We start from the raw sequence: 24,931 nt of genomic DNA on the forward strand, positions 1-24,931 counted from the left end.
CTATTTTACTAATTGTCTAGTGAGAGTGCAGTCAGTAGCGTGTAACATGTTACTTAATACTACATGAAATAGAATTTTTCTTTATTTTATCTATATAGCGTCAGTTTATATAACATTATTAACATGGCTTATTTTGAAAAGGGGGGCTGAGGATGTCATCACTAGCGACAAATATTCCTGAGATTCAGCTGGAGAATGTTGAAATGCGTTATCGGACAGAAGCTGCGGAAGTGCTTGCCCTGCATCAGGTGAGTCTTGATATTGCTAAAGGGGAGTTCGTCTCCCTGCTCGGACCTTCCGGATGTGGCAAAACGACGCTGCTTAGACTGATGGCCGATCTCATAGCACCAACAGGCGGGAACATTGTGGTAGCTGGGAAAAGTGCCAGAGAAGCCAGGCTGGCGCAAAAATATGGCATTGTTTTTCAAAGTCCAGTGTTATACGACTGGCGGAAAGTGAAGCATAACATCACATTGCCACTGGAGCTGATGGGGGTAAAGAAGTCAATCCGTGAGGAAAAGGCGATGGAGCTTCTTGATCTGGTGGGGCTGCAGAGCTTTGCGGATAAATATCCGTGGCAGCTCAGCGGCGGGATGCAACAGCGTGTAGCGATTGCCAGAGCGCTATCGATGGAGCCGGAAATTCTGCTCATGGATGAGCCATTCTCTGCGCTGGATGAATTTACGCGTGAGCGATTGAATGAAGAGCTATTGTCTGTCTGGAGTAAAGTGCAGAACACAATTGTTTTTGTAACTCATAGTATTCCTGAATCTATATTCCTCTCTGACCGGGTGTTTGTTCTTTCCCCGCATCCGGGTCGCTTGTCTGCTGTGGTCGAAATTCCTCTGCCACGTCCGCGAACGGCGGAAATGAGAAATAGCCCAGAGTTTTTCGAACTGATCGCACGTATTCGCGACAGCTTCGAAGGGGTGTAGTGATGAAAGGGGGCAGTATCTTTGTGCGAGGTCGTCTGCTGCCGTTGTTCGTCTGGATTTTTGGCCTGCTGCTAGTCTGGGAAGGCACTTCCTGGATGCTGCTCCATGTGGTGGAGACGCCGTTAGCACAGTCCAAGCTGCCATATGTTCATGAGGTGTTAGCTACCTTGTGGCAGTATGGAGGCACGCTCTTGAAGGAGGGGGCTGCGACCTTCGGTAATGCTGGTGTTGGCTTCCTGATTGGAGCGGTAGCTGGTGCCTCATTGGCGGTGCTGATGAGTTTGTCGAAGACAATAGAGCAATTAACTTTTCCTTATGCTATTGCCTCGCAGATGATTCCGATTCTGGGGTTGGCACCCATCATCTACGGGATTGTGCGCGATGAGCAGACCTCGCGGATTATTATTTCGGGATATATCACCTTTTTCCCGGTGGCTCTGAACATGCTGCGCGGCTTGCGGAGTGTAGATCCATCAGCGCTCGAATTGATGCATTCTTACGCGGCCAAACCTTGGGCGGTCTATTGGAAACTCAGATTCCCAGCGGCTTTGCCGGGTTTGTTCGGTGGACTTAAGATAGCTGCCCCACTTGCTGTGACTGGAGCTATTCTGGTGGAGCTTATGGGTGCCCAGCATGGCATTGGTGTAATTATGCTGCGCAATCTCTATTATGGAAGCTCTCACACCTATATGTTCTGGTCTACGGTGATTGTGGGTGCCTTGCTGGGGATCGTAAGCTACTGGTTAATCAGTCTGATAGAACGCCTGGTAACGCCTTGGCAGCCTGAATATCGTCCGAAAGGAGGCAGCCGCTAATGGAAACTAATTCCGTTCGGGAGACCTCGTTTATAGGCTCTAGTGGTAAAGAAATGGCTCAGCCGGCGCTAACGGCTACACAAAAGAATGCTGCAGCCGTTCCTAAACCTGCGGAAGCTACGGCGAGTCGAGGCGGCTCACGAATGCTGAAGAGGATATTTAGCGCAGGGGTGCTGCTGCCTGTACTGGCAGGTCTGTTATTTCTTGCCCTATGGGAATTTCAATTCTTTCATAAGATCTTTGATCTGAAAAAATATCAACTCCCGCTGCCTACAGCCATCGCCGAAACTATGCGAGATAATTTCAGCTTGTTGTTGTCCTATACCGGATACACTCTTGCTGAAGCTGTGCTGGGAATGTTGGTTGGTTCTGCTATCGGCTTTCTGATCGCTTTAATAGCGACAGCTTGGCCGCGCTGGGGGAGTGGAAGCTTGACGCTGGTTGCCGCCCTAAATGCTGTGCCTATCGTTGCCCTCGCGCCCATCATGAATCTGTGGTTTGGAGATGGGATAGGCTCACGAATTGCCATAGTAACCGCAACTACAATGGCAGCGATGGCGATCAACGCCTATAAAGGCATGGCGGCGATTGATCCATTGGCACTGGATCTGATGCATTCTTATGCGGCGGGTAAACCGGCGGTGTTCCGTTATCTGCGGATTCAGAGCAGTCTGCCCTATGTATTTACGGCACTGAAGATTAATGCTACTGCCAGTATGATTGGCGCCATTGTTGGGGAATTCTTTTTCTCCTCAAAAGGGCTTGGGTATCTGCTCTCCAATTCCATTAAAGTTGCCAAAATGCCACTGGGCTGGTCCTGTATTGTGCTGGCTGCAATTGCAGGCGTGTTCTTCTATTTAGTGGTTGAGCGGCTGGAGAAAGTATTCATTAAGTGGCATCCTTCGCAGCGTACTTAATCTTACCCTCATTACATCCGGCCATAGTGGGAATGGAAAAGAGAAACCGCCCACGGCTGTATGCATAAACGCACCACGATGATTGTCCATACTGTGCTTGTTACAAACTTAAATTACGATAGGGGGAGTTCGATTGATGAACGGGAAAAAACGCAAATTTCGTGGTGGTTTGTTGGTAATCGTGATGATGTTGAGTGTTTCTTTAATGGCGGGTTGCGGTGACAACAATAATAACTCGGCAGCTGAAGCTACGACTGCCCCTGAAGCATCAGCAGCTCCTGACGCAAGTGCTGCTACTGAACCGGCTGCTGATCCAGTTACAGTGAAGCTACAGCTGAAATGGGTGCCGCAGGCACAATTCGCTGGGTATTTTGTGGCGCAGGATAAAGGATATTACAAGGAAGAAGGCTTGGATGTAGAAATTCTGCCGGGTGGGCCTGATATCGTTCCGGAACAGCAGGTGGCAGGCGGCTCCGCAGATATCGGTGTGGGTTGGGTAGCCAGCTTGCTGCCGAGTCTTGAAGAGGGAATGCCACTGGTACAGATCGCGCAAATCTATCAAAAGAGCGGATTGGTCCTGGTCTCCAAAAAATCGGCGGGCATTAACTCAGCCGCTGATCTTAAGGGTAAAAAAGTCGGCAACTGGATGGGTGGCAACGAATTTGAACTATTAGCGTTATTCGATAAATATAAGTTCGATCCGAATAAGGATCTAAGCTTTACGAAGCAAGGGTTCACGATGGATCAGTTCTTAGGTGATCAGATCGATGCGGCCTCAGCAATGACTTACAACGAGTACCAAGTGGTGTTGGAGTCAGGCATTAAGGCTGAGGATCTGAATGTCATCGACATGAATACAGAAGGTGTTGCAATGCTTGAGGATAACTTGTTTGCTAATAAGGAATGGCTTGCGGAAAACAAAGAGACTGCGGCAAAGTTTGTGCGTGCCTCCCTGAAGGGCTGGAAAGATGCAATTGCTGATCCTGCAGCCGCCGTGGACAGTGTGATGAAGCAAGCGGAAGACGGCAGTACGACGAAGGAACATCAGCTGACAATGATGACTGAGGTTGCCAAGCTGATTCTGCCTGAAGGCTTTGACAGTGCCAAAATGGGATATACCGATGCGGCGGCGTTCCAGCAAACTGCTGATATTTCGCTAAAATTTGGTGTCATTAAAGAACCGGTCAAGGTAGATGAGGCTTATACGAACGAAATCGTAGAAATGGCAGCAAAATAACTAACTGAGCTTAATGTTATAGTGAATGGCCGCCTGATCTGGCGGTCATCTATTATAATCAGCAGTCCATCAGTGCATCTGAAACAGAGAAAGAGGTGCGAGCTATGTCTCTCCTAGTAACGCAGGCTGAAAGGGTTAAGAATTATGTGAATGGAGCTTGGGTAGAATCGTCGTCCGGGCGAGATGAAGAGGTTTATAATCCGGCGACGGGTGAAGTGATTGCTTATGTGCCTATTTCCAGTAGGGAAGAGCTGGGTGCAGCGGTAGAAGCGGCTGCGGCGGCATTTCAAGCGTGGAAAAGGGTCGCTGTGCCGCGTCGTGCCCGCTACTTTTTTCATTATCAACAGCTGCTGGTAAAGCATTGGCATGAGCTGGCCGAGCTGATTACGCTGGAGAATGGAAAAAGTCTGGAAGAGGCGCAAGGTGAGGTGCAGCGTGGAATTGAGTGTGTGGAGTTTGCCGCAGGCATCCCCACGTTGATGATGGGCAGCCAGCTTCCGGACATTGCTACCGGAATTGAATCCGGGATGTACCGTTATCCATTGGGGGTTATCGGGGGGATTGCCCCGTTTAATTTTCCGATGATGGTTCCTTGTTGGATGTTTCCGCTTGCCATCGCTTGTGGAAATACCTTTGTGCTGAAGCCTTCTGAACGGACGCCGCTGCTTGTTAATCGATTGGCAGAGTTATTTGCCGAAGCGGGCTTTCCTCCAGGTGTACTAAATGTGATACATGGGGCGCACGAGGTTGTGAATGGGATGCTGGAGCATGATGAAGTGAAGGCGATTTCGTTCGTCGGTTCGCAGCCGGTTGCGGAATATGTATATAAGACAGGGACAGCGCAGGGAAAACGGGTGCAGGCGCTAGCTGGAGCCAAGAATCACTCGATTGTGCTGCCTGATGCGGAGCTGGACATTGCGGTCAAAAATATCATTGCGGCTTCCTTTGGCTCGGCAGGTGAGCGGTGTATGGCTTGCTCGGTCGTAGTGGTTCATGAGGATATCGCTGACGAGCTAGTGAACCGTCTGGCTGCGGCTGCAGATGAGCTTAAGATTGGTAATGGCGCCGATGACGGGGTGTTTTTGGGTCCGGTAATTCGCCAGTCGAATAAGGAGAGGACTCTTTATTACATTGAGACTGGTGAAGCTGAGGCAGCCAAGCTTGTGAGAGACGGGCGGAAGGATGCTGCTACGGGTGGTGCGGGTTATTTTATCGGGCCGACGATATTTGATCATGTACAGCCGGGAATGACCATCTGGAAGGATGAGATTTTTGCACCGGTATTGTCAGTGATTCGTGTGAAAAGTCTGAGTGAAGCGATTGGGGTAACGAATCAGTCCCCATTCGCGAATGGGGCGTGCATTTATACAGATAGCGCAAAGGCGATCCGTGAATTTCGGGAAGAAATTGATGCAGGGATGTTGGGTGTGAATCTGGGTGTGCCTGCGCCCATGGCCTTTTTTCCTTTCTCGGGTTATAAGAAATCGTTCTATGGAGACCTGCATGCCAATGGGCGTGATGGGGTGGAGTTCTATACGCGTAAAAAGATGATCACTGCCCGTTATTAGAGAAAATGAGCTGCTGAGAGGAGAATATGTTATGCAGAGTCTGGGGAACGATAGTGAGCTTGCGGTGAGGAAGGATCAGGAATATTTATGGCACAACATTACGCCTTATAGTGAAAAGAATCCGCCTATGATTGCCGCCTCGGCAAGTGGGTCGTGGATTACGGATATACAGGGCAATCGATTTTTGGATGGGATGTCTGGCTTGTGGTGTGTAAATGTGGGATACGGGCGCAAGGAGCTGGCGGAAGCTGCTTACAATCAATTGCTGACCCTGCCATATTTTCCTCTGACACAAAGTCATCTCCCGGCGATTGGGCTGGCGGAGAAGCTGAATGAATGGCTCGGAGATGATTATGTGATCTTTTTTTCCAATAGTGGATCGGAAGCCAATGAGGCTGCTTTCAAAATGGCCCGCCAGTACCAGCAGCAAATCGGCCAGCATTATCGCCATAAATTTATTGCCCGTTATCGTGGGTATCATGGCAGTTCACTTGGAGCATTATCTGCAACGGGCCAGGCCCAGCGCAAATATAAATATGAACCATTGGCGGGTGGTTTTCTGCATGTAGCTCCCCCGGACAGCTATCGCCGCCCGGCCGGGATGACTGTGGAAGAATTCAACCTCCAGTGTGCACAGTCCATAGAGGATATGATTATCTGGGAAGGCGTGGAGACGGTAGCTGCGGTGATTATGGAGCCTGTAATTACGGGTGGTGGCGTCATTGTACCGCATCAGGTTTATTTGGATCGGGTGCAGGAAATCTGCCGTAAGCACGGTGTGTTGCTCATTATGGATGAGGTGATTTGTGGATTCGGACGTTCTGGACGTAAGTTTGGTCATCACAACTTTAATGTGAAGCCTGACATCGTAACGATGGCTAAGGGACTGACTAGTGCTTATCTTCCTTTATCCGCGACTGCTGTTCGTAAGGATATCTATGAGGTGTTTAAGGATAATAGCGATGACTATGGGTATTTTCGTCATGTGAATACATTTGGTGGCAATCCTGCTTCCTGTGCGCTGGCGCTGCGTAATCTGGAAATTATCGAGCAGGAGAAGCTGGTGGAACGTGCGGATCTTTTAGGTAAAAGAATAAATACGGAATTTACTGAGCTGCTTGATCACAAGCTTGTAGGTGATGTCCGCAGCTTTGGTTTGGTGACAGGGATTGAGCTGGTTGAAGACAAGGTCAGTAAGAAACCGTTAGATCTGAGTATTGTGAAAGGAATTATTGCCGAATGTAAGTCCAAGGGGCTTATCATCGGTAAAAATGGCGATACCGTAGCTGGGTTCAACAATGTGCTTACCTTCGCCCCGCCGTTATCCTCCACGGATGAAGATATAGAATTTATTATCGATACTTTTAAATCTGTGCTGAACGGGGGCTAGGTAAGGTGATTTTGTCTGGATATAGAAATTGGTAAGCGCGCAGGGCGACTTGAATGGAGATCCGATTCTCTGGCTGCATGAAGTCTTCACCCAGTAGCTCTGTTATTTTGTCCAGGCGATAATAAAGGGACTGTCTGACAATGAATAAGTTTCGAGCGGCAATTTGTTTGGAACCATCATGATCCAGATAAACACGAAGGGTAAGCAGCAGCTCGCTGCCTTTGGTTTGGTCGTGGTCGATTAGCGGGCCGAGATAACTGCGAATGAAGTTCTGCAACGTTTTTCCGTCGTTTAAGCTCAACAGCAACTGGAATACACCCAGCTCTTCATAGAAGAGCAGTGACTTCTGGTAACAGGAGTATAACGACAATGCCTGTAGGGCTTCCTGATAACCGGAATAGGCTCGTTTTAGGCGCTTATGCGATTTGCTGACTCCAATGACGAGCTGCAAATCCTTGAGCTTCTCATCGGAGCGGATGTTCTGCAGGGCTTCAAGTGCTTGTTGAAGTCGCATTTTGCCAGGCATTTTCGATTGAATGTCGAGGGCGATGACGGTGAGGCGATTGTTCTTAAGGGTGATCAGCGGACGTAAAGAATATTTCTCAAAGATGGAACGCAGGATGAGCGAAAGATGGAAGGTGATGGACTCCCATTCGTTCTCCGAGCTGTTCCATTTTACATCTCTGGGGTTCTTGATCTCTATAAGGCATACACGGTAAGGGAGCTCGTTGACCACGTTAAAATTGGAGCCGATCAGGCCCTTTAAGCGGTTATCATCTTCGATGCGGCCATTGATCAGCTCATCGACCCATAGATTTTCTGAAAAAAGCTTACGCTCCTCCATATACCGCGTCCGCAGCAGCTCTTGTGCAATGGACAAAGAGGCGGAATCCAGCAGCAGACAGTCGAACTCCTGTGGTTTGTGATTACATACCATCAGAATGTAAGCCCAGGTCTGATCCAGCGCACCTACAGGCTTGAGCGCGATGGTCTTCTGTCCATATTCCCGGATATAGGGGGCGGCGTCAGGTTGAATTCCCTCCAGCTCGTCGCCGAAGGCGGTGAAAAAATTCAGCAATGGAGCCTGCTCTTCCGGCGGAAGTGCCGGGAAAAATAAGGGTTTTCCTTGCAGCTGCATATAGACAATTTGTGTGCGGGTGCTTTTGCACAATAATTGCAGCACTTTCAGCGTTCCTTGTGAAGTTAAGGTCAGGCGGTGGAATTCACGTGAGATTTTTTCAAGTTCTTGGAGCATCCGGTGATGCCGGTTAATGATAATCGAGTGAAGATCCAACGTGATATCTACGAACCGAACCGTGCGGGTGAAGATGATTAGCGGAAAGTCATGCCTGTCGGCTAAGTCGATCATCTCTTGCGGGATGGTGCTGAAATACGTACCTAACTCAATACATAGGCAAGCTGCATTTTTGTCGATCAGGTTCTGCATAAACTCCAAGGAGGAAGGGAGATCAACACTTGCGCCAATCCCCGTAGTCAAAATCATTTCTTCGCCATGAATTAGAGTCTCGAAGTTGGCACTTTCCAGCACATGCACCCAGCGAATGGCACGGCTTAGGCCGCTTTTCCCGCCGATCACCTCGGCTTCTGCGAATAGTGGTCTTTTTAAAGCGTCACGAATGGTTAATACAAGCTCCCAGTCCATAGTTACTCCCCCTCGATCTTCTGCGCTCTGGCCTTCGGCTAATGCCTTGTTATTCTCGGCCTATTCTCACACGTAAAAAATACAGTTTTGAAATTAGACAAAGTGTCTAATGCAACGAAAATTCGAAATGACTATAGTTTGATTAACGGATGTCAGTATATATAACCTAATCAGGAAGAACGTTGAGAGATAAATTCTGTTAATGCTTATATTACTACAATAAATTAAAGATGTAAGCAAAATATTCAGACAAAACTTGAAATAATGTTATATTATATAACACAAATATGAAAAATTACCCATAAGGAGGGACTAGTGATGGAGCATTCATCTCCGTTAACAGCATTTACACCTGATATGTTCATGCGCAATTTCGCCGAGGCTGAGCCGCCTCTGACCCATAAGGGTGCCCTGGATGAGTCCAATCGCTGTCTATATTGCTACGATGCCCCCTGTATAAAAGCGTGTCCGACCAGCATTAATATTCCCTCCTTTATCAAACGGATCGCTACTGACAATTTGAAAGGCTCGGCACAGACGATTATGGATTCCAATCCTGTGGGTGCCAGCTGTGCTCGTGTTTGTCCTACAGATGAGCTGTGTGAAGGAGCCTGCGTGTTAAATGATGCCTCAGCGCCGATCCAAATCGGACTGCTGCAGCGTTATGCGACAGATTGGGCGATGAACAGCGGAGTTCAATTATTTAAGGCTGGCACCCCTAATGGGAAAAAGGTAGCCGTAATCGGCGGTGGTCCTGCGGGATTGTCTGCAGCTAGGGAGCTCGCCCGTGAAGGTTTTGCTGTTGTGATCTACGAAGCAAAGGCGTTAGCGGGTGGGCTGGATACACATGGGATTGTATCGTTTCGGCTCCCACAGTCTGTATCTCTTTGGGAAGTAGAGCAGGTAGAGAAGCTGGGTGTGGAAATACGTACAGGTGTAAAAGTCGGAGTGGATGTTTCTGTAGATGAGCTGAAGTCGGATTATGATGCCATCGTTTTGGCAGCGGGTATGGGATATGTGCCTCCAATAGGGATTGAAGGTGAAAAAATGGCTGGAGTTTATGACGCCATTGCGCTCGTAGAATCCACTAAGACGGGCATTCCTCTGCTAGAGCTGATGGGTCAGCGGGTTGCTGTCATTGGTGCAGGGAATACGGCTATTGATGCAGCGACTTGTTCAGTGCGGCTGGGAGCCACCAATGTAAAAATGGTCTACCGCCGGACCCGTGAAGAGATGACGGCATATGACTTTGAATATGAATTTGCGAAGCAGGAAGGTGTGGAGTTCAACTGGCTTACCTTACCGAAACGTATCGTGGGTGATGAGCTTGGGAATGTAACCGCACTGGAATGTGTGCAGATGAAGCTGACGGAGGAGCTGGGCAAAGATGGTCGTCCAATACCTATGCCGATCGAGGGTTCTGAGTTCTTGATTCCTGTAGATGCGGTTGTAATAGCTATTGGCCAAAAGCGTCGTCTAGATCTGATAGATTCCTTAGGTCTTAAGCATGACCGTGGGGTTGTTAAGGTGGATGAGGTCACCTGCCAAACCTCCGATCCGCAGATTTATGCCGCTGGGGACATCATTTTTGGTTCAGGTAAGGGCGAGGCCATGGTTGTATCAGCGGCACAGCAGGGAAAAGATGCAGCCCATGCGATTGTTAAACAATTCTCAGGCCAGCAGGAGGTCGTTGTTAGATCTGCGGGCTGAGCGTAGAAATCAAATTGGATTTTACATGACAGGGAGGGAACATCAATGGCAGATTTAAGTATTAATCTCGCAGGAATCAAATCACCGAATCCGTTCTGGCTGGCCTCCGCGCCGCCTACGAATACAGGTTATCAAGTGCAGCGGGCCTTTGAAGCAGGTTGGGGCGGGGCGGTGTGGAAGACGCTCGGCGATCCGATCATTAATACCTCATCGCGTTTTGCGGCAGTAAATTTCAATGGGCAACGGGTTGCGGGCTTTAACAATATTGAACTGATCACCGACCGTCCGCTTGAAGTTAATCTGAAGGAAATCTATGAAACGAAAAAAAGATTCCCGAATCATGCGATTATAGCCTCCCTGATGGTAGAACCAACGCAGCATAAATGGCATGAGATTGTTAAGCGGGTAGAGGATGTGGGTGTAGACGGTCTGGAGCTTAACTTTGGCTGTCCGCACGGGATGGCTGAGCGTGGAATGGGCGCTGCTTCGGGGCAGCAACCTGATCTGGTGCAGGCACAGACCACCTGGGTAAAAGAAGTTGCGACAACCCCGGTGATTGTGAAGCTGACGCCTAATATTACGGATATCACCGTCGTTGCCCGCCATGCGGTTAAGGGTGGAGCGGACGCGATTAGTATGATCAACACGATCAACAGTCTTGCTGGTGTAGATATTCATAGCTGGAACACAATTCCGAATGTTGGAGGTCAGGGTGCGCATGGCGGTTACTGCGGGCCGGCTGTGAAACCAATTGCGCTTAGTATGGTGGCCGAGTGTGCCCGTGACCGGGGAGTAGGCATTCCTATCTCCGGTATTGGAGGGATTTCGACCTGGCAGGATGTTGTTGAATTCATGTTGATGGGTGCTACGGGCATTCAAGTATGTACAGCGGTCATGCATCATGGCTTCCGGATTGTGGAGGAAATGATCGATGGCCTGAACAACTATTTGGATGACAAAGGTTTGGCTTCCGTAACAGAGTTAATCGGTAAATCGGTATCCCGTTACTCCAACTGGGGTGATCTGGATCTCAACTATAAGGTCGTTGCCCGTATTAATGAGAACAACTGCATCAACTGTAATAAATGCCATATTGCCTGCGAAGATGCTTCACATCAGTGTATTGATATGTTAACTAATGCAGATGGGAAAGCTATTCTACAGGTCCGCGAGGAAGATTGTGTAGGTTGTAATCTTTGTTCAATTGTCTGTCCAGCAGACGGTGCGATCGATATGGTTCCAGTGGATACCGGGGCAGCCCCACTGACCTGGAACCAGCGGCAGAAAGTGATCGGGAGTTTGAATGGTACCTATTCGGAAGTGGAGGTGGTGTAAGGATGAAAAAGATTATTAAAAATGGCATCATCGTTACCGCAGCAGATACTTATACAGGCGATGTGGCGATTGAAAACGGGGTTATTACGGAGATTGGCCTTCATTTGGATGTCCCTGGTGCGGAAATTATAGATGCCTCGGGGTGTTATGTTTTTCCTGGAGGCATTGATCCTCATACGCATCTGGATATGCCTTTTGGCGGCACGGTTACAGCTGATGATTTTGAGACGGGAACCATTGCGGCTGCATATGGCGGAACGACCACAGTCATTGATTTTTGCTTAACCACCAAAGGACAACCGCTACAGCAAGCCGTAGATACATGGCATCATAAGTCGCAGGATAAAGCGGTGATTGATTACAGCTTCCACCTGATGGTCTCAGAATTAAACGATAAAGTACTGGGTGAGCTTCCGGAGATCATTGAGAATGAAGGCATTACCTCGCTCAAAGTATTTATGGCTTATAAGAATACTTTTCAGGCGGATGACGGCACACTTTTTAAGACCCTTCAAGCCGCGAAAAAAGAAGGTGCACTCGTTATGGTGCATGCGGAGAATGGAGATGTCATTGAATATCTTGTTGAGCAGGCCTTGGCCGCAGGCAATACCGACCCAATCTTTCATGCGCTGACCCGCCCGCCGGAGCTGGAGGGTGAAGCTACGGGACGCGCAGCTTATCTAACCGAACTGACAGATTCTCAGCTGTATGTTGTACACGTGACCTGTGCGGAAGCCGCTTGGAAGATTGCTGAAGCGCGTAAAAAGGGACTGCGCGTATACGGTGAGACTTGTCCACAGTATTTAGTGCTGGATCAGACGGCGCTGGAAAAGCCTGATTTCGAAGGTGCTAAATACGTGTGGTCTCCGCCCCTGCGTGAGCAGTGGAATCAGGATGTATTGTGGGATGCGCTATGGAGCGGCAGCTTACAGACGATTGGCTCTGACCAGTGCTCGTTTGATTTCAAAGGACAAAAGGATCTGGGGCTAGGCGATTTCTCCAAAATCCCGAACGGTGGGCCGACTATTGAGGACCGGTTTACGATTCTATATTCGGAAGGTGTACAGAAAGGCCGGATCTCATTGAACAAATTCGTAGATATTATTGCTACCTCTAGCGCCAAGCTGTTTGGCTTGTATCCGCAAAAAGGCACGGTCTCGGTAGGTAGTGACGCTGATCTGGTCATTTTTGATCCTTCTGTAGAAAGAACCCTTTCTGCGGATACGCATCATATGAACGTAGATTATAATGCGTTTGAGGGCTTTGAAGTGAAGGGAGAGCCTGTTTCTGTTCTCAGCCGAGGCGAATTTGTTATTCGTGACAAACAATTTGTCGGCAAAGCAGGTTCGGGAAAATATTTGAAACGCAAACGTTTTGCAGCCGAGGCTCCTCTTCCTTCTAAGGCGGAAATCAGCGGAGGTGTAGTCTAATGTCTGCTTTTGCGGAATATGCCAAAGAACAGCAGGAGATTGATGGGCTGCTTTTTAAAGGATATACGATTGCTGGCATCCAAGAGGATTTGGACGGTGCCCGAATAAAGTTTGTCAGAGGGGAGCCGGCTAAAAGCTCGGTAGAGCTGTTACTGCTGACAGCGGATGCCCGTAAGTACGTGACAACCCTTGTGGTTGCGGGGCTGAGGGCGGAAGGTGAGCAGGCGGGTTGTTACAGTGGAGAGGTTTGAGGGGAATGGAATTGAAAGCTGAGTAGTGAGCCTGTGCAGGATAGAGGGCCTACTGCTCGGCTTTTTATTGTGCTCCTGAAAGGGGGGGAATAACCTCCATGAAAATAGCCGATTATCATCGCGGTATACACTTTTTTTGGGAAATCCTCCCTAAAAAGTGGCTGATTAGGGTCCCGAAATAGACGTTTTAGGGAAAACCTCCCTAAAAATCACTGAAATACGCCGATTTTGCTCAAACTGGCTGAATATTAGGGAAGTTTTCCCTGATTTGCATTTATAGGCACCTGGAAGATCAAAAATCAGGGAAGATTTCCCTAATCTATTTCTGTCGCTGCTGCTCACGCTCTATATACTCATTCCGTAATATGGACATGATATGCAGAGATTCAAAATGTCCCTCAACCTTTATACAATCACGTAGAGTCCCTTCCAGTGTAAAGCCACAGCTTTCATAGACATGGCGGGCCCTGTGGTTGTGATCTCTAACATCCAACCATAGCCGATGCGTCTCGGTGTGCTGGAAGATCCAGTCGCTCACGAGACGAAGCGACAGTTTGCCATATCCAAAGCCCTTGGAATGGATGACGATTCTTTTAATACAAACGGTAAGATGAATATCTTGAAGTCCTGTTACGATGATATAGCCGACTCTTTTCCCGGAGCTCTCCCAAATTGTAAGGTGCAGGATATCTGGATCATGGATAGCCGTAATGTGCTCCTCTTTACTCCATTGTCCGATATAGGCACGATTAAGCTCACTTTGCTCAATGGCTAGAACGAACGCTAAATCCTGCTCGGTGGTAGTTTGTAGATCCAACGTTTCGGAAGGAATGATCATAACCTTATGCCCCCGTCTAATATGTATTTTTATCCATAGTAACGAAGAATTTTCTCCCTGTCATTTAATTAGTCCCGGTTGCTCACTCTATATTGGCGGCACTGTAGGAATGAACGTAACTTCGTGTATAATTGAGACCAAGTGTTAAGAATTCCAATCGGATGAGGAGATCAGCTGGTTATGTATTTTCTTGATATTATGTCTTGGCTGACAGAGGATAATCTGCGGCATCTGCTTGAACAATATCGTTCGTTTGGGCCCTTTCCGGGCATTGCGTTAACGTTTATGAAATCATTTATACCACCACTACCAACTATTGCGATCGTAGGATTAAATGGGGCCGTATATGGTTTATGGTTAGGTTTTTTGTATTCTTGGATCGGTCTGGTTGCAGGCTGTGTGACTACCTTTTGGATTATCCGCAAAGTAGCCTCCCATCGTTATTTGCGAAAATGGGCAGCACGGCCCAAAGTAGCCAAAAGCATGACATGGGTGCGGCAAAGCGGATTCAGCTATGTTTTTCTGCTTAGTATATTTCCGGTAGGGCCTTTTGTTGTGATTAATATGGCAGCAGGGCTTGCCGGGATGAGGTTCCGTTCGTATCTTCTTGCGCTCACGGTGGGCAAAGCGATTATGGTATTCGCAGTTTCATACATTGGCAACGATCTGGAACGTTTCATTCGCCAGCCTTGGGAGATTATCTATGTTTTGTTGTTTATCGGGCTGTCGTTATGGGGAGTCAAAGCCATCGAAGCGCGTTTTGCTAGAACGGCACAGGATGGGAACAAGATAGCTTAGCATAGTGTCAGAATTAACTTGAATCCCTAAATTTAAATAGAATAAAGGAGGAAATGATGATGAAATATCGTAAGCTTGGCAGTACAGGAATGAATGTCTCGGTGATTGGCCTAGGGACTTGGCAGTTTGGCGGAGAGTGGGGCAAGGATTTCGCTCAGGCTGAAGTCGATGCGATGCTGGATAAGGCTGGAGAGCTGGGTATTAATCTGATTGATACGGCAGAATGTTACGGAGATCACTTGTCGGAGAAATTCATCGGGGATTATCTGGCGCGCCGCAAACGCGAGGACTGGGTTGTAGCTACGAAATTTGGCCATCATTTTCAGGGGCATTTGCAGCGGGAACAGCTATGGCGTGCTGAGGATGTGCTTAAGCAGCTGGACGACTCCTTGCGCGCACTCCAAACAGAGTATATTGACCTCTATCAATTTCATTCCGGAACCGATGAGCAATTCGATAATGATAAGCTGTGGAGTATGCTCGACAGACAGAAGCAAGCCGGAAAAATCCGTCATTTGGGCGTGTCGATCAGTGCATCAGGCTCGGGGGTGCACCAGACCTCTGCGGCAGCGGATGTGCAAGCAGAGGCCATACAAGTAGTATATAATCGGCTGGATCGTCAACCTGAAGAAGAGATTCTTCCGCTGTGCATCGAGCATCGATTAGGTGTGTTGGCTCGCGTTCCGTTAGCCAGTGGTTATCTGAGCGGCAAGTATAAGCCGGATGCGGTTTTTGCTCAGGGTGATGTGCGAGCTAACCATAAAGAGGATGTAAGACAAAAGCAGCTGCGCGCAGTAGCAGAAATTGCTGCTAATGAAGTGCCGTCAGGTCTGGATATGGCGCAGTGGGCTTTGGCTTGGTGCCTCCAGCATTCCGCAGTAACCAGTGTAATTCCGGGCTGCAAAAATGTAGAACAAGTAATCTCCAATGCCAGTGCTGCCGATTTGGACATGGTGAAGGGCAACTTGTGATAAGTTAGATTGTTACATGGTGAAGAGTTCTTGGAGCTTCATCTCGGGTGAGTGCTGCGCGTAGATATGATTCCAGCTGTTCGTGGAAGTATCGTAAAGGTAGTCCTGCTTCCATTGCTGGACATGGGTCGCAATACTCCTTACAGCGGATACAATTCTCTCTACTTCCTGATTAGTCATAATGGGATGTAGGGAGATGCGAATCCACCCTGGTCTGAAGGATTGGTCGCCGTTCATGATCGCTCCGGCAATCTGAGCGGATTGCGTCCACCCTAATCCAAGCAGGTAATGTCCATATGGACCTGCACAAGAGCAACCGCCTCGAGCTTGTATGCCGAAACGGTCATTCAACAGCTGGACGGCGAGGTTGTAATGAATATCGCGCAGTGTAAAAGAGACGATTCCATGACGTTCTGTGTGATCTCCGGCCAGCAGCGAGCATTCCGGAATGCAGCGGAGTCCTGCCATTAATTCCTGACACAGCTCGTGTTCTCTAATTACCATATATTGACCGTTTCCATTCATCTGCTCCTTCAGCTTCACGCAAAGTGCCGTGCGAAAAGCCTGTAAAAACCCCGGCGTTCCCCCGTCTTCCCGCATCTCAATCGCATTAGTGTAGCGGCGTCCTCCCCAAGGGTTGACCCAGGCTACTGTACCTCCACCCGGTTCGTCAGGAATACGTCCATTGCTCAGCGTTTCATCAAAGATTAGAACGCCATTTGTGCCCGGCCCACCCAGAAATTTATGCGGAGAAAAAAAGATCGCATCAAGCTTCTCCAGTGGGGAAGGTGGGTGCATATTGATAGGCTCGTAGGGAGCACTGGCGGCAAAATCCACAAAGCATACGCCCCCATGACGATGCATAGTAGCCGCTAGCTTTGCGTAAGGCGTCTGAATTCCAGTCACATTAGAACAAGCTGTAAATGAACCGATCTTAAAACGGCGATTGGGGTACAGTCGCAGCTGGTCTTCAAGCTGTTGAGGGTCAATATTTCCGTCCTTTCCGGCGGGAATGGTAACGACGTCACCAAGTCCCTCCTGCCAAGGGAGAATATTGGAATGATGCTCCATATGGCTGGTGAAGATAACGGGGCGGTCTTCCAGTGCACGGTTATTTTGTTCCTGTAGCCATTCCGGGAGCCTTAATCCCATGATACGCTGCAGCTTGTTCACGGCTCCTGTCGTGCCATTGCCGCAGAAGAGCAGTACATCCTGAGGGCCAGCATTAACATGGTTCTTAATGATTTGACGAGCTTCATTATACGCCTGCGTCATGATTAGTCCGGTGGTGTTGGAATCTGTATGTGGATTGCTGACATAGGGACCGAAGGCTTCCTGCAACTTGCGTTCGATCGGTTCATATAAGCGCCCGCTTGCGGTCCAATCGGCATACAGAAGCGGCTGTCTGCCATAGGGGGTGTTGATTTGATGCCGAATGCCGATGGTGTGACCACGAAAAGTATCAAAATGGTCTTGTAATGAAGCAGGCGTCTCTGCAGAAGAGGCGTGGATGATGTTTAGCACGGATATTCCCTCCAGCCCGTACGCCGTCAGTGCTAAGTTAATGGGGTGTATTTTCGGCGTGCCAGTAGTTTCTATGGCAACAGTATATGCCTGCATGGGGGATTGGGTTAAAGCCTAGTTAGACTTTAAATAAATAACTGTACATCACTTTCTAAAGCATCTTTTAAATATGCCGCAGCATCGATGATTTCGACCTCTGGCAGCAGTTCCTCGGGCTTAAAGCCCATGATCTCCACAGAAAGCTTGCAGGCATAGAATTTGATATTTTTTTTACGAGCCCCTTTTAGAAAATGAATCAGCTTCGGTGCGCCTTGTTCCTCCATCATTTCCTCCAGCATCATTCGTCCCAGCCCGCTAAAGTTCAGATGAGAGAGCGGCAGCTGCCCAGGGCCCTTCGGTGTAATAACATCCATCAGCTTCTCGTAGATACTCTTGTCCTCAAGGGTCATTTTCTCTGGATCACGCACCAAAAATAGACCCCAGAATGAAAAAAACATAGTAACCTCGACATCGATATCTCTTGCGGCATTCGCTAGGATCAGTCCAGCCATCGCTTTGTCGTATTCCCCACTGAACATTAGCAGATTGATTTTTTTGCTCACCCTGATAATCCTCCCGTTACTTTTATTAGAATGTCATTAGTATGGTTGTGATGGGGAGAACTATGCGAAGAAGCTTTCTGAAATTATAAAAAAAAGCCCCCTTTCGGGAGCTTGAGATTTACTAATGTACTTCAGGATCTTTAGATTCTGGGCCTGCATTTCGACTGATGTCGTAATAACGGGCGGACAGCCAAATAGCTCCGGTAAATAACACGATGAGTCCAAGGACGATAGAAAAGCGCCAATCGCCTGCTTTAAAATTCAACTGAAGCACCGTTAGTACTAGTGAAACTTGGGTCCAAACCAGTGTTCTTTTGCGAAAAGCCGCAATATCGCCAACCATCTTCGGGATATTCCGAATGATCAGGTAGGCAATAACTGCGAGAATAAGGGCGAAAATAGCAGTTACCGCTAATTCAGAAGAGGACAGGACATGCATAGTCTCAGCATCCTTTCGGCTTGCAAAAGTATTAGTTTAAGATCAGAACAATTTCTATTTTTTGAAGATGCCCAGAGGAGCTCCAATCGGCAAGAAGCTGCGGCCGAAATGAGCGTTTAGCACGGATGCTCCACATCCGTAAAGGGACACGATACCAATACCAAGCTCAGCACAAGCAGCTAGCTTATGGAAGAATTCTGGAGCGATCCCAAAGGAATCAAAGGTTAGTCCTATAAAGAGAAAATCTATCAATACAAAAATGATAAGCAGAACTCTATTTGCCTCAACGGCACCAATCGTCATAAAGAGTGTGAAGATCAAGTAACCCAGAAATACAAATCCGAGCTGCTTAGGATCTACAGCCCCAGCAAGCGTTGGACCAAATACGCCGAGCTTGATCAGCCAGCTGCTAGCCATGCCGAACCAAAAGAAAGCGTAGGCGCCAAAGGCGGTCATACCAAAGGTATTGTTGTGCTTAGCATCCTGAATGGCGGCGAATAGCTGCGCGAATGCTCCCAGGAAGATAGCCCAAGGAATAACGTAGCTAAGTCCTGTTGTAAATTCAAGCTTCTGTGAAGAAGCGACCAATGTGACAATAGCCAGTCCGAATAGCCCGATGGCGCTAGGGTCGGCAGTGACGATTTTGACAGATTGGGTGTTAGGGGATTGCGCTGACATGACAGTAAAAGCCTCCATTATTATATATAGTTTTACGCTCTTAAAAACAGCCCGTAAGGGACGCTGTTCATAGGCTTGCCTATCATATCATATCGGTATGTGCTTGCCTATAAAACAACACTCATTTTTTGTCGTAAAATAGGGGTCCTGCGTGAAATAAGGAATTGTTTACATTTTTATCTTCCATTATCAAGATACTTAACCAAACAAACGGAAGTATTATGTCAAGAATATACATTATATGCAGTGATAATCTTCACAATCTATCGAAAATTGATGTATAATAGTCAGTGATAATTATTATCAAATCATATGAAAAAGGCGGTAAGCTTGAAGTGAACAAATGGACATTATTTACCAAGGCGACCCGGTTTTGGAGTTTTTCTGTTATGCTCATCCCGATTGTTTTGGGGACCGTTGGGGCATATGTATGGGAAGGGACATTCCATCCGGTTTTATTTATTCTTACCTTAATAGGGGCGATTTCGGCGCATTTGTTCTCCAATATGGTGAATGATCTGTGGGACTTCCGCAACGGAACCGATACAGAAGCAAAGAATTCCGCTGGTGAAATCAGCACAAACTCCGGGCTACTGACAGGTGGGATCCTCTCGGAGTCTTTTTATGCAAGGATGACCTGGAGTATGCTGGCGATTGCCCTTATCTGTGGTGGGATTCTTAGTATATATAGCGGTTGGAATATCCTCTGGTTTGTACTTGTTGGTGCTTTAATCGCTTATTTCTATGTGGCTCCGCCACTGCGTTATGGCTATCGCGGCAAAGGCTATAGTGAGATGGCCATTTTTATTGCTTTTGGGATTATGCCTGTATTAGGCTCCTATTTCGTACAAACCGGTCAGTTTAGCATGAAGCCTGTAATTCTCTCGCTGCCTGTCGGATTTTTAACTACATTATTGTTGTTTAATCACCATTTCCTACATTGGAAAGCGGATGAGCAGGCGGGTAAGCTTACGCTTGTTGTAGTATGGGGAGAACAAAAGGCACTTGTATTCTCACGTGTACTCCTTTTCACTGGCTACGCTTCGGTGATAGTCTGTGTGCTGTTGGGTGTACTTCCTGTTTACGCACTGCTGGCGCTGGTAACAGCTTTCTGGCCGCTGCGCATTTACAGTAGTCTCAAGCAACATAATGCTTCGCCAGCTTATATCCCGCTGATGGGTGCTTCACAAAAAGCCTCCGTACGCTGCGGAGTAGTAATGGCAATAACTTTATTAATTCAAGGCTTGATCTGATACTAATAGATGGACTACAGAAGGAGTGAGCTTTCATGGAAAAGAAGGACAAGGAATTGATAGCAGAAGAACAACAAGTTAAAGGCAATCGCATGGTTCTTGGGGATTTCCACTCCATTTTAGAAGAAGGAAAGGTCTGGAAGACGGGTGGATTTACACTGCCTGACGGATCATTTTGGGCCTACCGTGAGCCGGAGGCTGTAGTTATCGTTCGTAATGATACCTTGTATGTACGTGCGAAGTTATCTCGTGAGAACCATCAAGTGCAAATTCTGGACAATGCCAAGCACATGTATTATTCAGCTAAGCCAGTGGAGATTCCGGAAGCTGGAGAGATTAGCATTGAGCTGCAAATTCGTTGCCGTACACAAGGAACTGCACCTGGAGATCTGTATGATGGATATGTATCGTTGAACCTGCTGGATTTCACGACAGGCGCTGCACTCGATTTCTTCGCGGGAAATGACAAATACGCTAGTGCATATGGTATTTTGCCATTCCCTGGTGTACAAGTGCCAGAAAGCACTGGAACGAAATATTTCTGTATCTTTAAAGAAGATACGGATTTCAAACCACGGGAATTCAATACGTACCGTATTACCTATCACCGTGGCAATGATGAGGCTGTATTCTATTTGAACGGCAAGGAAGTACGCCGCGAGAGAAATATACCGCTTAAATTCAATAACTTCACTGTAGCGCTCGGAATTATGACAGAGAAGGATCTGAGTCCTGAAGGCAGTGTGTCTGTACATGGACAAACAGTTATTGCAGAATGGTCGCCAGTGACGATCACAACAACTGAACAGTAATGCCTTGCAGGCTCATTTGACAGATAAGGGTGTATGGTGTGAATATTAAAAGCTTTCTAAGATTTGTGGAGCTGCCGACGAAGGTAGCCAGTATTATTCCGTTTCTAATGGGAACGTTGTATGCCCTGTACCGGTTTGAGGATTTTTACGTGCTGCGTTTTGGATTGATGTTCGTGTCTTTGCTTAGCTTCGATATGGCGACGACGGCGATTAACAACTATTACGATTTCAAAAAAGCCTCCAAAACCCACGGCTACGGCTACGAAACGCATAATGCGATTGTTCATTTTAAGCTAAAAGAGCGCACCGTCGTGGCGACGATTGTTATTTTGCTGGCGCTGGCAGCAGGGGGCGGGATTGCGCTTGTCACTCAGACGGGTTTGCTGGTCTTTTTGCTGGGTGGACTGTCGTTTTTGATCGGTATACTTTATTCGTTCGGGCCGATTCCCATCTCGCGTATGCCGTTAGGTGAGCTGTTCTCGGGTTTGTTTATGGGCTTTGTTATTATTTTTATCTCTGCCTATATCCATACGGATGAGCATGTGGTTTCACTGCTGCTTCAGAACGGCTGGGTCAGCTTGAATATCAACATCGTGGAAGTGCTGTACCTTTTCTGGTTTTCCGTACCCGCTATTCTGGGGATCGCAGGGATTATGCTCGCTAATAATATTTGTGATATTGATGAGGATGTGGAGAATCGCAGGTACACGCTTCCGGTGTACATTGGCCGCCGCAATGCGCTTGTGCTTTTTAAATATCTCTACTATGTCTCTTACTTGGATCTTGTAGTGCTGCTGATCTTAGGGATTAACCCTATTCTGGTTTTGTTGATTCTACTTACGCTGATCCCGCTGCGCCGAAATATTGCCTTGTTCACAGAGAAACAGGAGAAGGCGAGTACCTTTATTCTTGCCGTCAAAAACTTCGTATTGATGAACCTTGCGCGTATAGTTGTGCTGGGTGCGGCTGTGCTGTTAAATGCACTAATATAAACATTCATATTTTATAAAAAAGCAGTGTCTATCGGGGTTGGAGCTCCTTTTGGCACTGTTTTTTTGCAACTTGCAGGTTTCTTTCTGTTAGAGAAACGTTTCATTCTATGATAAGGTGGCTTTAAGTATAGTAAGTAATCTATAAGGAAGAAGGTTAGCGACGATGGTGCAAAAACTTCGCTGGGGAATCATGGGCTGCGCGCAGATTGCGACAGGTTCAGTGATGCCGGCTATAATGGATTCGGAGACGGGAATGATTACAGCGGTAGCCAGTCGCGGTTTAGAAAAAAGCAGCGCTGTAGCCGCAGAGTTCGGAATAGATAAAGCTTACGGCAGCTATGAGGAATTACTGGCGGATAAGGATATTGATGCGGTGTATATTCCACTGCCAAATCACCTCCATCGGGAATGGGTAATCCGTGCGGCGGAAGCTGGAAAACATATCTTGTGTGAGAAACCGATCGCGCTGAACAGTGAAGAAGCGGCTGAGATGGTAAAAGCTTGTAATGATGCTGGAGTTCATTTGGCAGAAGCTTATATGTATCGGCATCATCCTCGGATTGCGGAATTGCAGGAGATTATAGCTAGCGGTGAAATTGGCGAATTACGCTCCATCCGAGGCACTTTTACTTATAATGACGCTACAGACACCTCTAATATTCGTTTTAAATCCGCTTGGGGCGGCGGCTCGCTTTATGATATCGGCTGTTATCCGCTAAGTGCAGCACGACTGCTGTTCGGAGCTGAGCCGGAAGCCGTGACAGTGCAGGCAATGTTCTCTCCGGAGCATGACAATGTAGATATGATGGCTTCAGGGCTGGTAGAGTTTCCGAAGGGGCTAAGCCTGATTTTTGATTGCGGGATGTGGGCATATAACCGCCAGCTGTTAGAGATTCTGGGGACCGATGGAATGATTGAAGTGCCTATGCCTTTTAATGCTAGAGATGAGGATGCCGAATTTTTTGTGCATACGGGAGAAGGGGTAAGACGGGTTGATGCCACCGGGGCGAATCCCTATACACGGGAGGTCGACGATTTTGCCTCAGCAGTATTTACAGGAAAAAAATTATTTGCACCCGAGGATGCAGTGCTGGGCATGCAATTGATCGAGACTTGTCTAGCTTCTGCTAAAAAGCGGGAAAGAATTAGTATGCTATAAGAAGATGAATCCAATAGGATCTATGCAAAAAAACCTCCGGGCGCTCTGCTTTACGCAGCTTCCGGAGGTTTTTACAGTTTCAGCTTTTAAACGGTGCTCAAGAGAATATCATCGTCATCATTGCTATTAAACGCTTCGCGGTCAAATTCACCTTCGGAATTAGCTACTAACAGAGCTGTTACAGCTGTTCCAGTTGCGTTTACAGCGGTACGGCCCATATCGATGAGCGCCTCAACACCTGCAACGATAGCGATTCCTTCAAGCGGCAGGCCGAGAGCAGTTAAGACTACCGTGGTGGAGATTACGGCAGGTCCAGGCACGCCAGCTACACCAATGGAAGAAATAATACTTACTAATACCAGTGTAATATAGTCGGTCCAGTTCAGATCAATACCGAATACTTGGGCGGTAAATACAGCCACAATAGCTGGCCAAATCCCACCGCACGCATTAAAGTTCACAGATGCCCCTAACGGTGCGATAAAGCTCGCGATCCGCGGGGAGACATGAAGCCGCTTCGTAATCACTTCGAGATTGACCGGAAGGGTTGCGTAGCTGCTTCTGGTTGTGAAGGCAACGGTAATGGTTGGATACACTTTGCGGAAGAAACGAATTGGATTCACCTTCGCTACTAATAGAACCAATCCGCCAAAGATAAGTACAAAATGTATAATCATTGCTACGTACGAGGTTATTATTACACTGCCTAGCTCCTGCAACGTCTCCCAGCCATAACGTGCGGTGATTCCGGCAATCAGTGCGAATACGCCATAAGGGGTCAGGCGAATAATGAATTTCACAACCTGATGCAGTATCAGTGTCAGGGATTCAATAAGATCACGTACAGGCTTGACGGCTTCCGGTTTCTTGGAGCCAATCTTGATTATAGCTACTGCTAGGAAGATGGCGAAAATGAGTAGAGGCACAACCTTACCCGTAGCTGCTTCATTAACAGGGTTAGATGGAACAAGATCGAGGATAACCTGGGAGAAGGTCGGGATTTCCCGGGCTGCAAAATCTGCGGGTACATCTTGTTGTATACCTTGGCCGGGATTGAACAGCAGCGCAACGGATAGGCCGATAATAGAAGCGATGCCAGTTGTTCCGAGGAACCAGGCGAAGGTTTTGATCCCGATTTTGCGTAGATACTCCAGATTGGTTAAGGAAGAAATACTGTTTAATACGAGTACGAATACTAAAGGAATGACGAGCATACGGATCAAGCTGACATAAATGCTGCCGAATGTGCTAATAGCTTTGGTCTCTAAATCGAAGTACTGAAAGAATATACCGGCAATAAGTCCGATGCCAAGTCCGATGAGTACCCGGGTGCCAAATCCAATTCGTTTACGTGCCAGTAGAAACAAAATTGCAAACACAAATATGGAAGCAACAAATCCATACCAGTTCGTTTCGATGGCGGATAATAAGTTGTTATCTATGTTCACTATCAATACCCCCTTAAACCTAGTTTTTTAATGTGATTAATCCTATTGAGATCAATCTATATAGAATTTATAGTAAAGTCAATGTAATTATATGTTAAAAATAATTAATTCCGATAAAAACCATGTGAAAAATAAAAATTGATTGACAAGGCACTATGGCATGAAT

23 protein-coding genes are annotated in these 24,931 nt (G+C 47.5%); 16 read left to right on the forward strand and 7 right to left on the reverse strand.

Annotation, left to right across the window (positions count from 1 at the left end; translation table 11 throughout):
* The first annotated feature begins 152 nt into the window (after positions 1-152).
* The 6 genes from MHH60_RS07935 to MHH60_RS07960 all read left to right on the forward strand — a co-directional run bounded on the left by MHH60_RS07935 (position 153) and on the right by MHH60_RS07960 (position 6,862).
* Entirely contained in the window at positions 153-935 is a 783-nt protein-coding gene (locus MHH60_RS07935) for an ABC transporter ATP-binding protein (protein ID WP_036682061.1), read from the forward strand.
* 2 nt (positions 936-937) lie between these two features.
* Positions 938-1,750: an ABC transporter permease gene (locus MHH60_RS07940; RefSeq protein WP_051491222.1), complete on the forward strand. Its 813-nt coding sequence runs from the start codon at positions 938-940 to the stop codon at positions 1,748-1,750.
* Positions 1,750-2,667 (forward strand): ABC transporter permease, encoded by a 918-nt coding sequence (locus MHH60_RS07945; RefSeq protein ID WP_081388802.1) that lies wholly within the window; start codon positions 1,750-1,752, stop codon positions 2,665-2,667. The genes MHH60_RS07940 and MHH60_RS07945 overlap by 1 nt, the downstream gene beginning before the upstream one ends.
* A 136-nt stretch (positions 2,668-2,803) precedes the next feature.
* On the forward strand, positions 2,804-3,904 hold the full coding sequence (locus MHH60_RS07950) for an ABC transporter substrate-binding protein (RefSeq protein WP_076132660.1): 1,101 nt from the start codon (positions 2,804-2,806) through the stop codon (positions 3,902-3,904).
* Positions 3,905-4,008: 104 nt separating this feature from the next.
* Complete coding sequence (locus tag MHH60_RS07955) at positions 4,009-5,472, forward strand: CoA-acylating methylmalonate-semialdehyde dehydrogenase (protein ID WP_076132658.1); 1,464 nt, start codon at positions 4,009-4,011, stop codon at positions 5,470-5,472.
* A gap of 31 nt (positions 5,473-5,503) precedes the next feature.
* Positions 5,504-6,862, forward strand: coding sequence for an aspartate aminotransferase family protein (locus MHH60_RS07960; RefSeq protein ID WP_076132656.1), 1,359 nt, complete (start codon positions 5,504-5,506; stop codon positions 6,860-6,862).
* Here MHH60_RS07960 and MHH60_RS07965 read toward each other — a convergent pair.
* Positions 6,837-8,525 carry a PucR family transcriptional regulator gene (locus MHH60_RS07965; protein ID WP_076124031.1) on the reverse strand — a complete coding sequence of 563 codons (1,689 nt, stop codon included), beginning with the start codon at positions 8,523-8,525 and terminating at the stop codon, positions 6,837-6,839. The genes MHH60_RS07960 and MHH60_RS07965 overlap by 26 nt on opposite strands.
* A 318-nt stretch (positions 8,526-8,843) precedes the next feature.
* Between MHH60_RS07965 and MHH60_RS07970 the strand changes: the two genes are divergently transcribed.
* Genes MHH60_RS07970 through MHH60_RS07985 form a run of 4 tightly spaced genes read left to right on the forward strand, consistent with a single transcriptional unit; the run spans position 8,844 to position 13,251 of the window.
* Positions 8,844-10,235, forward strand: coding sequence for an NAD(P)-dependent oxidoreductase (locus MHH60_RS07970; protein WP_076132654.1), 1,392 nt, complete (start codon positions 8,844-8,846; stop codon positions 10,233-10,235).
* 45 nt (positions 10,236-10,280) lie between these two features.
* Entirely contained in the window at positions 10,281-11,570 is a 1,290-nt protein-coding gene (gene preA, locus MHH60_RS07975) for an NAD-dependent dihydropyrimidine dehydrogenase subunit PreA (RefSeq protein ID WP_076099706.1), read from the forward strand.
* Between the two features lie 2 nt (positions 11,571-11,572).
* Entirely contained in the window at positions 11,573-13,000 is a 1,428-nt protein-coding gene (gene hydA / locus MHH60_RS07980; RefSeq protein ID WP_076132652.1) for a dihydropyrimidinase, read from the forward strand.
* The gene (locus MHH60_RS07985) at positions 13,000-13,251 is read left to right on the forward strand and encodes a hypothetical protein (RefSeq protein WP_051491218.1); all 252 of its coding nucleotides are present in this window, start codon (positions 13,000-13,002) and stop codon (positions 13,249-13,251) included. Before hydA ends, MHH60_RS07985 begins: the two co-directional genes overlap by 1 nt.
* A gap of 319 nt (positions 13,252-13,570) precedes the next feature.
* Here MHH60_RS07985 and MHH60_RS07990 read toward each other — a convergent pair whose 3' ends face one another.
* Complete coding sequence (locus MHH60_RS07990; RefSeq protein ID WP_076132649.1) at positions 13,571-14,089, reverse strand: GNAT family N-acetyltransferase; 519 nt, start codon at positions 14,087-14,089, stop codon at positions 13,571-13,573.
* Between the two features lie 180 nt (positions 14,090-14,269).
* On the opposite strand from MHH60_RS07990, the gene MHH60_RS07995 reads away from it, so the two are divergent.
* Positions 14,270-14,887, forward strand: a complete 618-nt coding sequence (locus tag MHH60_RS07995; protein WP_036682051.1) for a TVP38/TMEM64 family protein — start codon at positions 14,270-14,272, stop codon at positions 14,885-14,887.
* A 59-nt stretch (positions 14,888-14,946) separates the two neighbouring features.
* Positions 14,947-15,858 (forward strand): aldo/keto reductase, encoded by a 912-nt coding sequence (locus tag MHH60_RS08000; RefSeq protein ID WP_076132647.1) that lies wholly within the window; start codon positions 14,947-14,949, stop codon positions 15,856-15,858.
* A gap of 12 nt (positions 15,859-15,870) precedes the next feature.
* On the opposite strand, the gene MHH60_RS08005 is transcribed toward MHH60_RS08000, so the two are convergent.
* The 4 genes from MHH60_RS08005 to MHH60_RS08020 all read right to left on the reverse strand — a co-directional run bounded on the left by MHH60_RS08005 (position 15,871) and on the right by MHH60_RS08020 (position 19,101).
* Positions 15,871-17,388 carry an aminotransferase class V-fold PLP-dependent enzyme gene (locus MHH60_RS08005; RefSeq protein WP_370511157.1) on the reverse strand — a complete coding sequence of 506 codons (1,518 nt, stop codon included), beginning with the start codon at positions 17,386-17,388 and terminating at the stop codon, positions 15,871-15,873.
* A gap of 119 nt (positions 17,389-17,507) precedes the next feature.
* On the reverse strand, positions 17,508-17,984 hold the full coding sequence (locus tag MHH60_RS08010) for a DsrE/DsrF/DrsH-like family protein (RefSeq protein WP_036682046.1): 477 nt from the start codon (positions 17,982-17,984) through the stop codon (positions 17,508-17,510).
* A gap of 121 nt (positions 17,985-18,105) precedes the next feature.
* On the reverse strand, positions 18,106-18,423 hold the full coding sequence (locus MHH60_RS08015) for a hypothetical protein (RefSeq protein ID WP_076124017.1): 318 nt from the start codon (positions 18,421-18,423) through the stop codon (positions 18,106-18,108).
* A 54-nt stretch (positions 18,424-18,477) separates the two neighbouring features.
* Positions 18,478-19,101, reverse strand: a complete 624-nt coding sequence (locus MHH60_RS08020; protein ID WP_076132643.1) for an acetate uptake transporter — start codon at positions 19,099-19,101, stop codon at positions 18,478-18,480.
* Between the two features lie 335 nt (positions 19,102-19,436).
* Here MHH60_RS08020 and MHH60_RS08025 point away from each other — a divergent pair, with 335 nt between their 5' ends.
* The 4 genes from MHH60_RS08025 (at position 19,437) to MHH60_RS08040 (ending at position 23,317) form a co-directional block, all read left to right on the forward strand.
* On the forward strand, positions 19,437-20,354 hold the full coding sequence (locus tag MHH60_RS08025; protein ID WP_036682043.1) for a prenyltransferase: 918 nt from the start codon (positions 19,437-19,439) through the stop codon (positions 20,352-20,354).
* 35 nt (positions 20,355-20,389) lie between these two features.
* A complete protein-coding gene (locus MHH60_RS08030; protein ID WP_076132641.1) occupies positions 20,390-21,166 on the forward strand; it encodes a DUF6081 family protein in 777 nt (258 codons plus the stop codon).
* 38 nt (positions 21,167-21,204) lie between these two features.
* On the forward strand, positions 21,205-22,158 hold the full coding sequence (gene menA, locus MHH60_RS08035; protein ID WP_036682041.1) for a 1,4-dihydroxy-2-naphthoate polyprenyltransferase: 954 nt from the start codon (positions 21,205-21,207) through the stop codon (positions 22,156-22,158).
* A 163-nt stretch (positions 22,159-22,321) separates the two neighbouring features.
* A complete protein-coding gene (locus MHH60_RS08040; protein WP_076132639.1) occupies positions 22,322-23,317 on the forward strand; it encodes a Gfo/Idh/MocA family protein in 996 nt (331 codons plus the stop codon).
* An 86-nt stretch (positions 23,318-23,403) separates the two neighbouring features.
* Here the strand turns inward: MHH60_RS08040 and MHH60_RS08045 are convergent, their stop codons facing one another.
* A complete protein-coding gene (locus tag MHH60_RS08045; protein WP_036682429.1) occupies positions 23,404-24,759 on the reverse strand; it encodes a dicarboxylate/amino acid:cation symporter in 1,356 nt (451 codons plus the stop codon).
* Positions 24,760-24,931 lie beyond the last annotated feature (172 nt).

The organism is Paenibacillus sp. FSL H7-0716, assembly GCF_038002705.1.
GTDB lineage: Bacteria > Bacillota > Bacilli > Paenibacillales > Paenibacillaceae > Paenibacillus_AQ > Paenibacillus_AQ odorifer.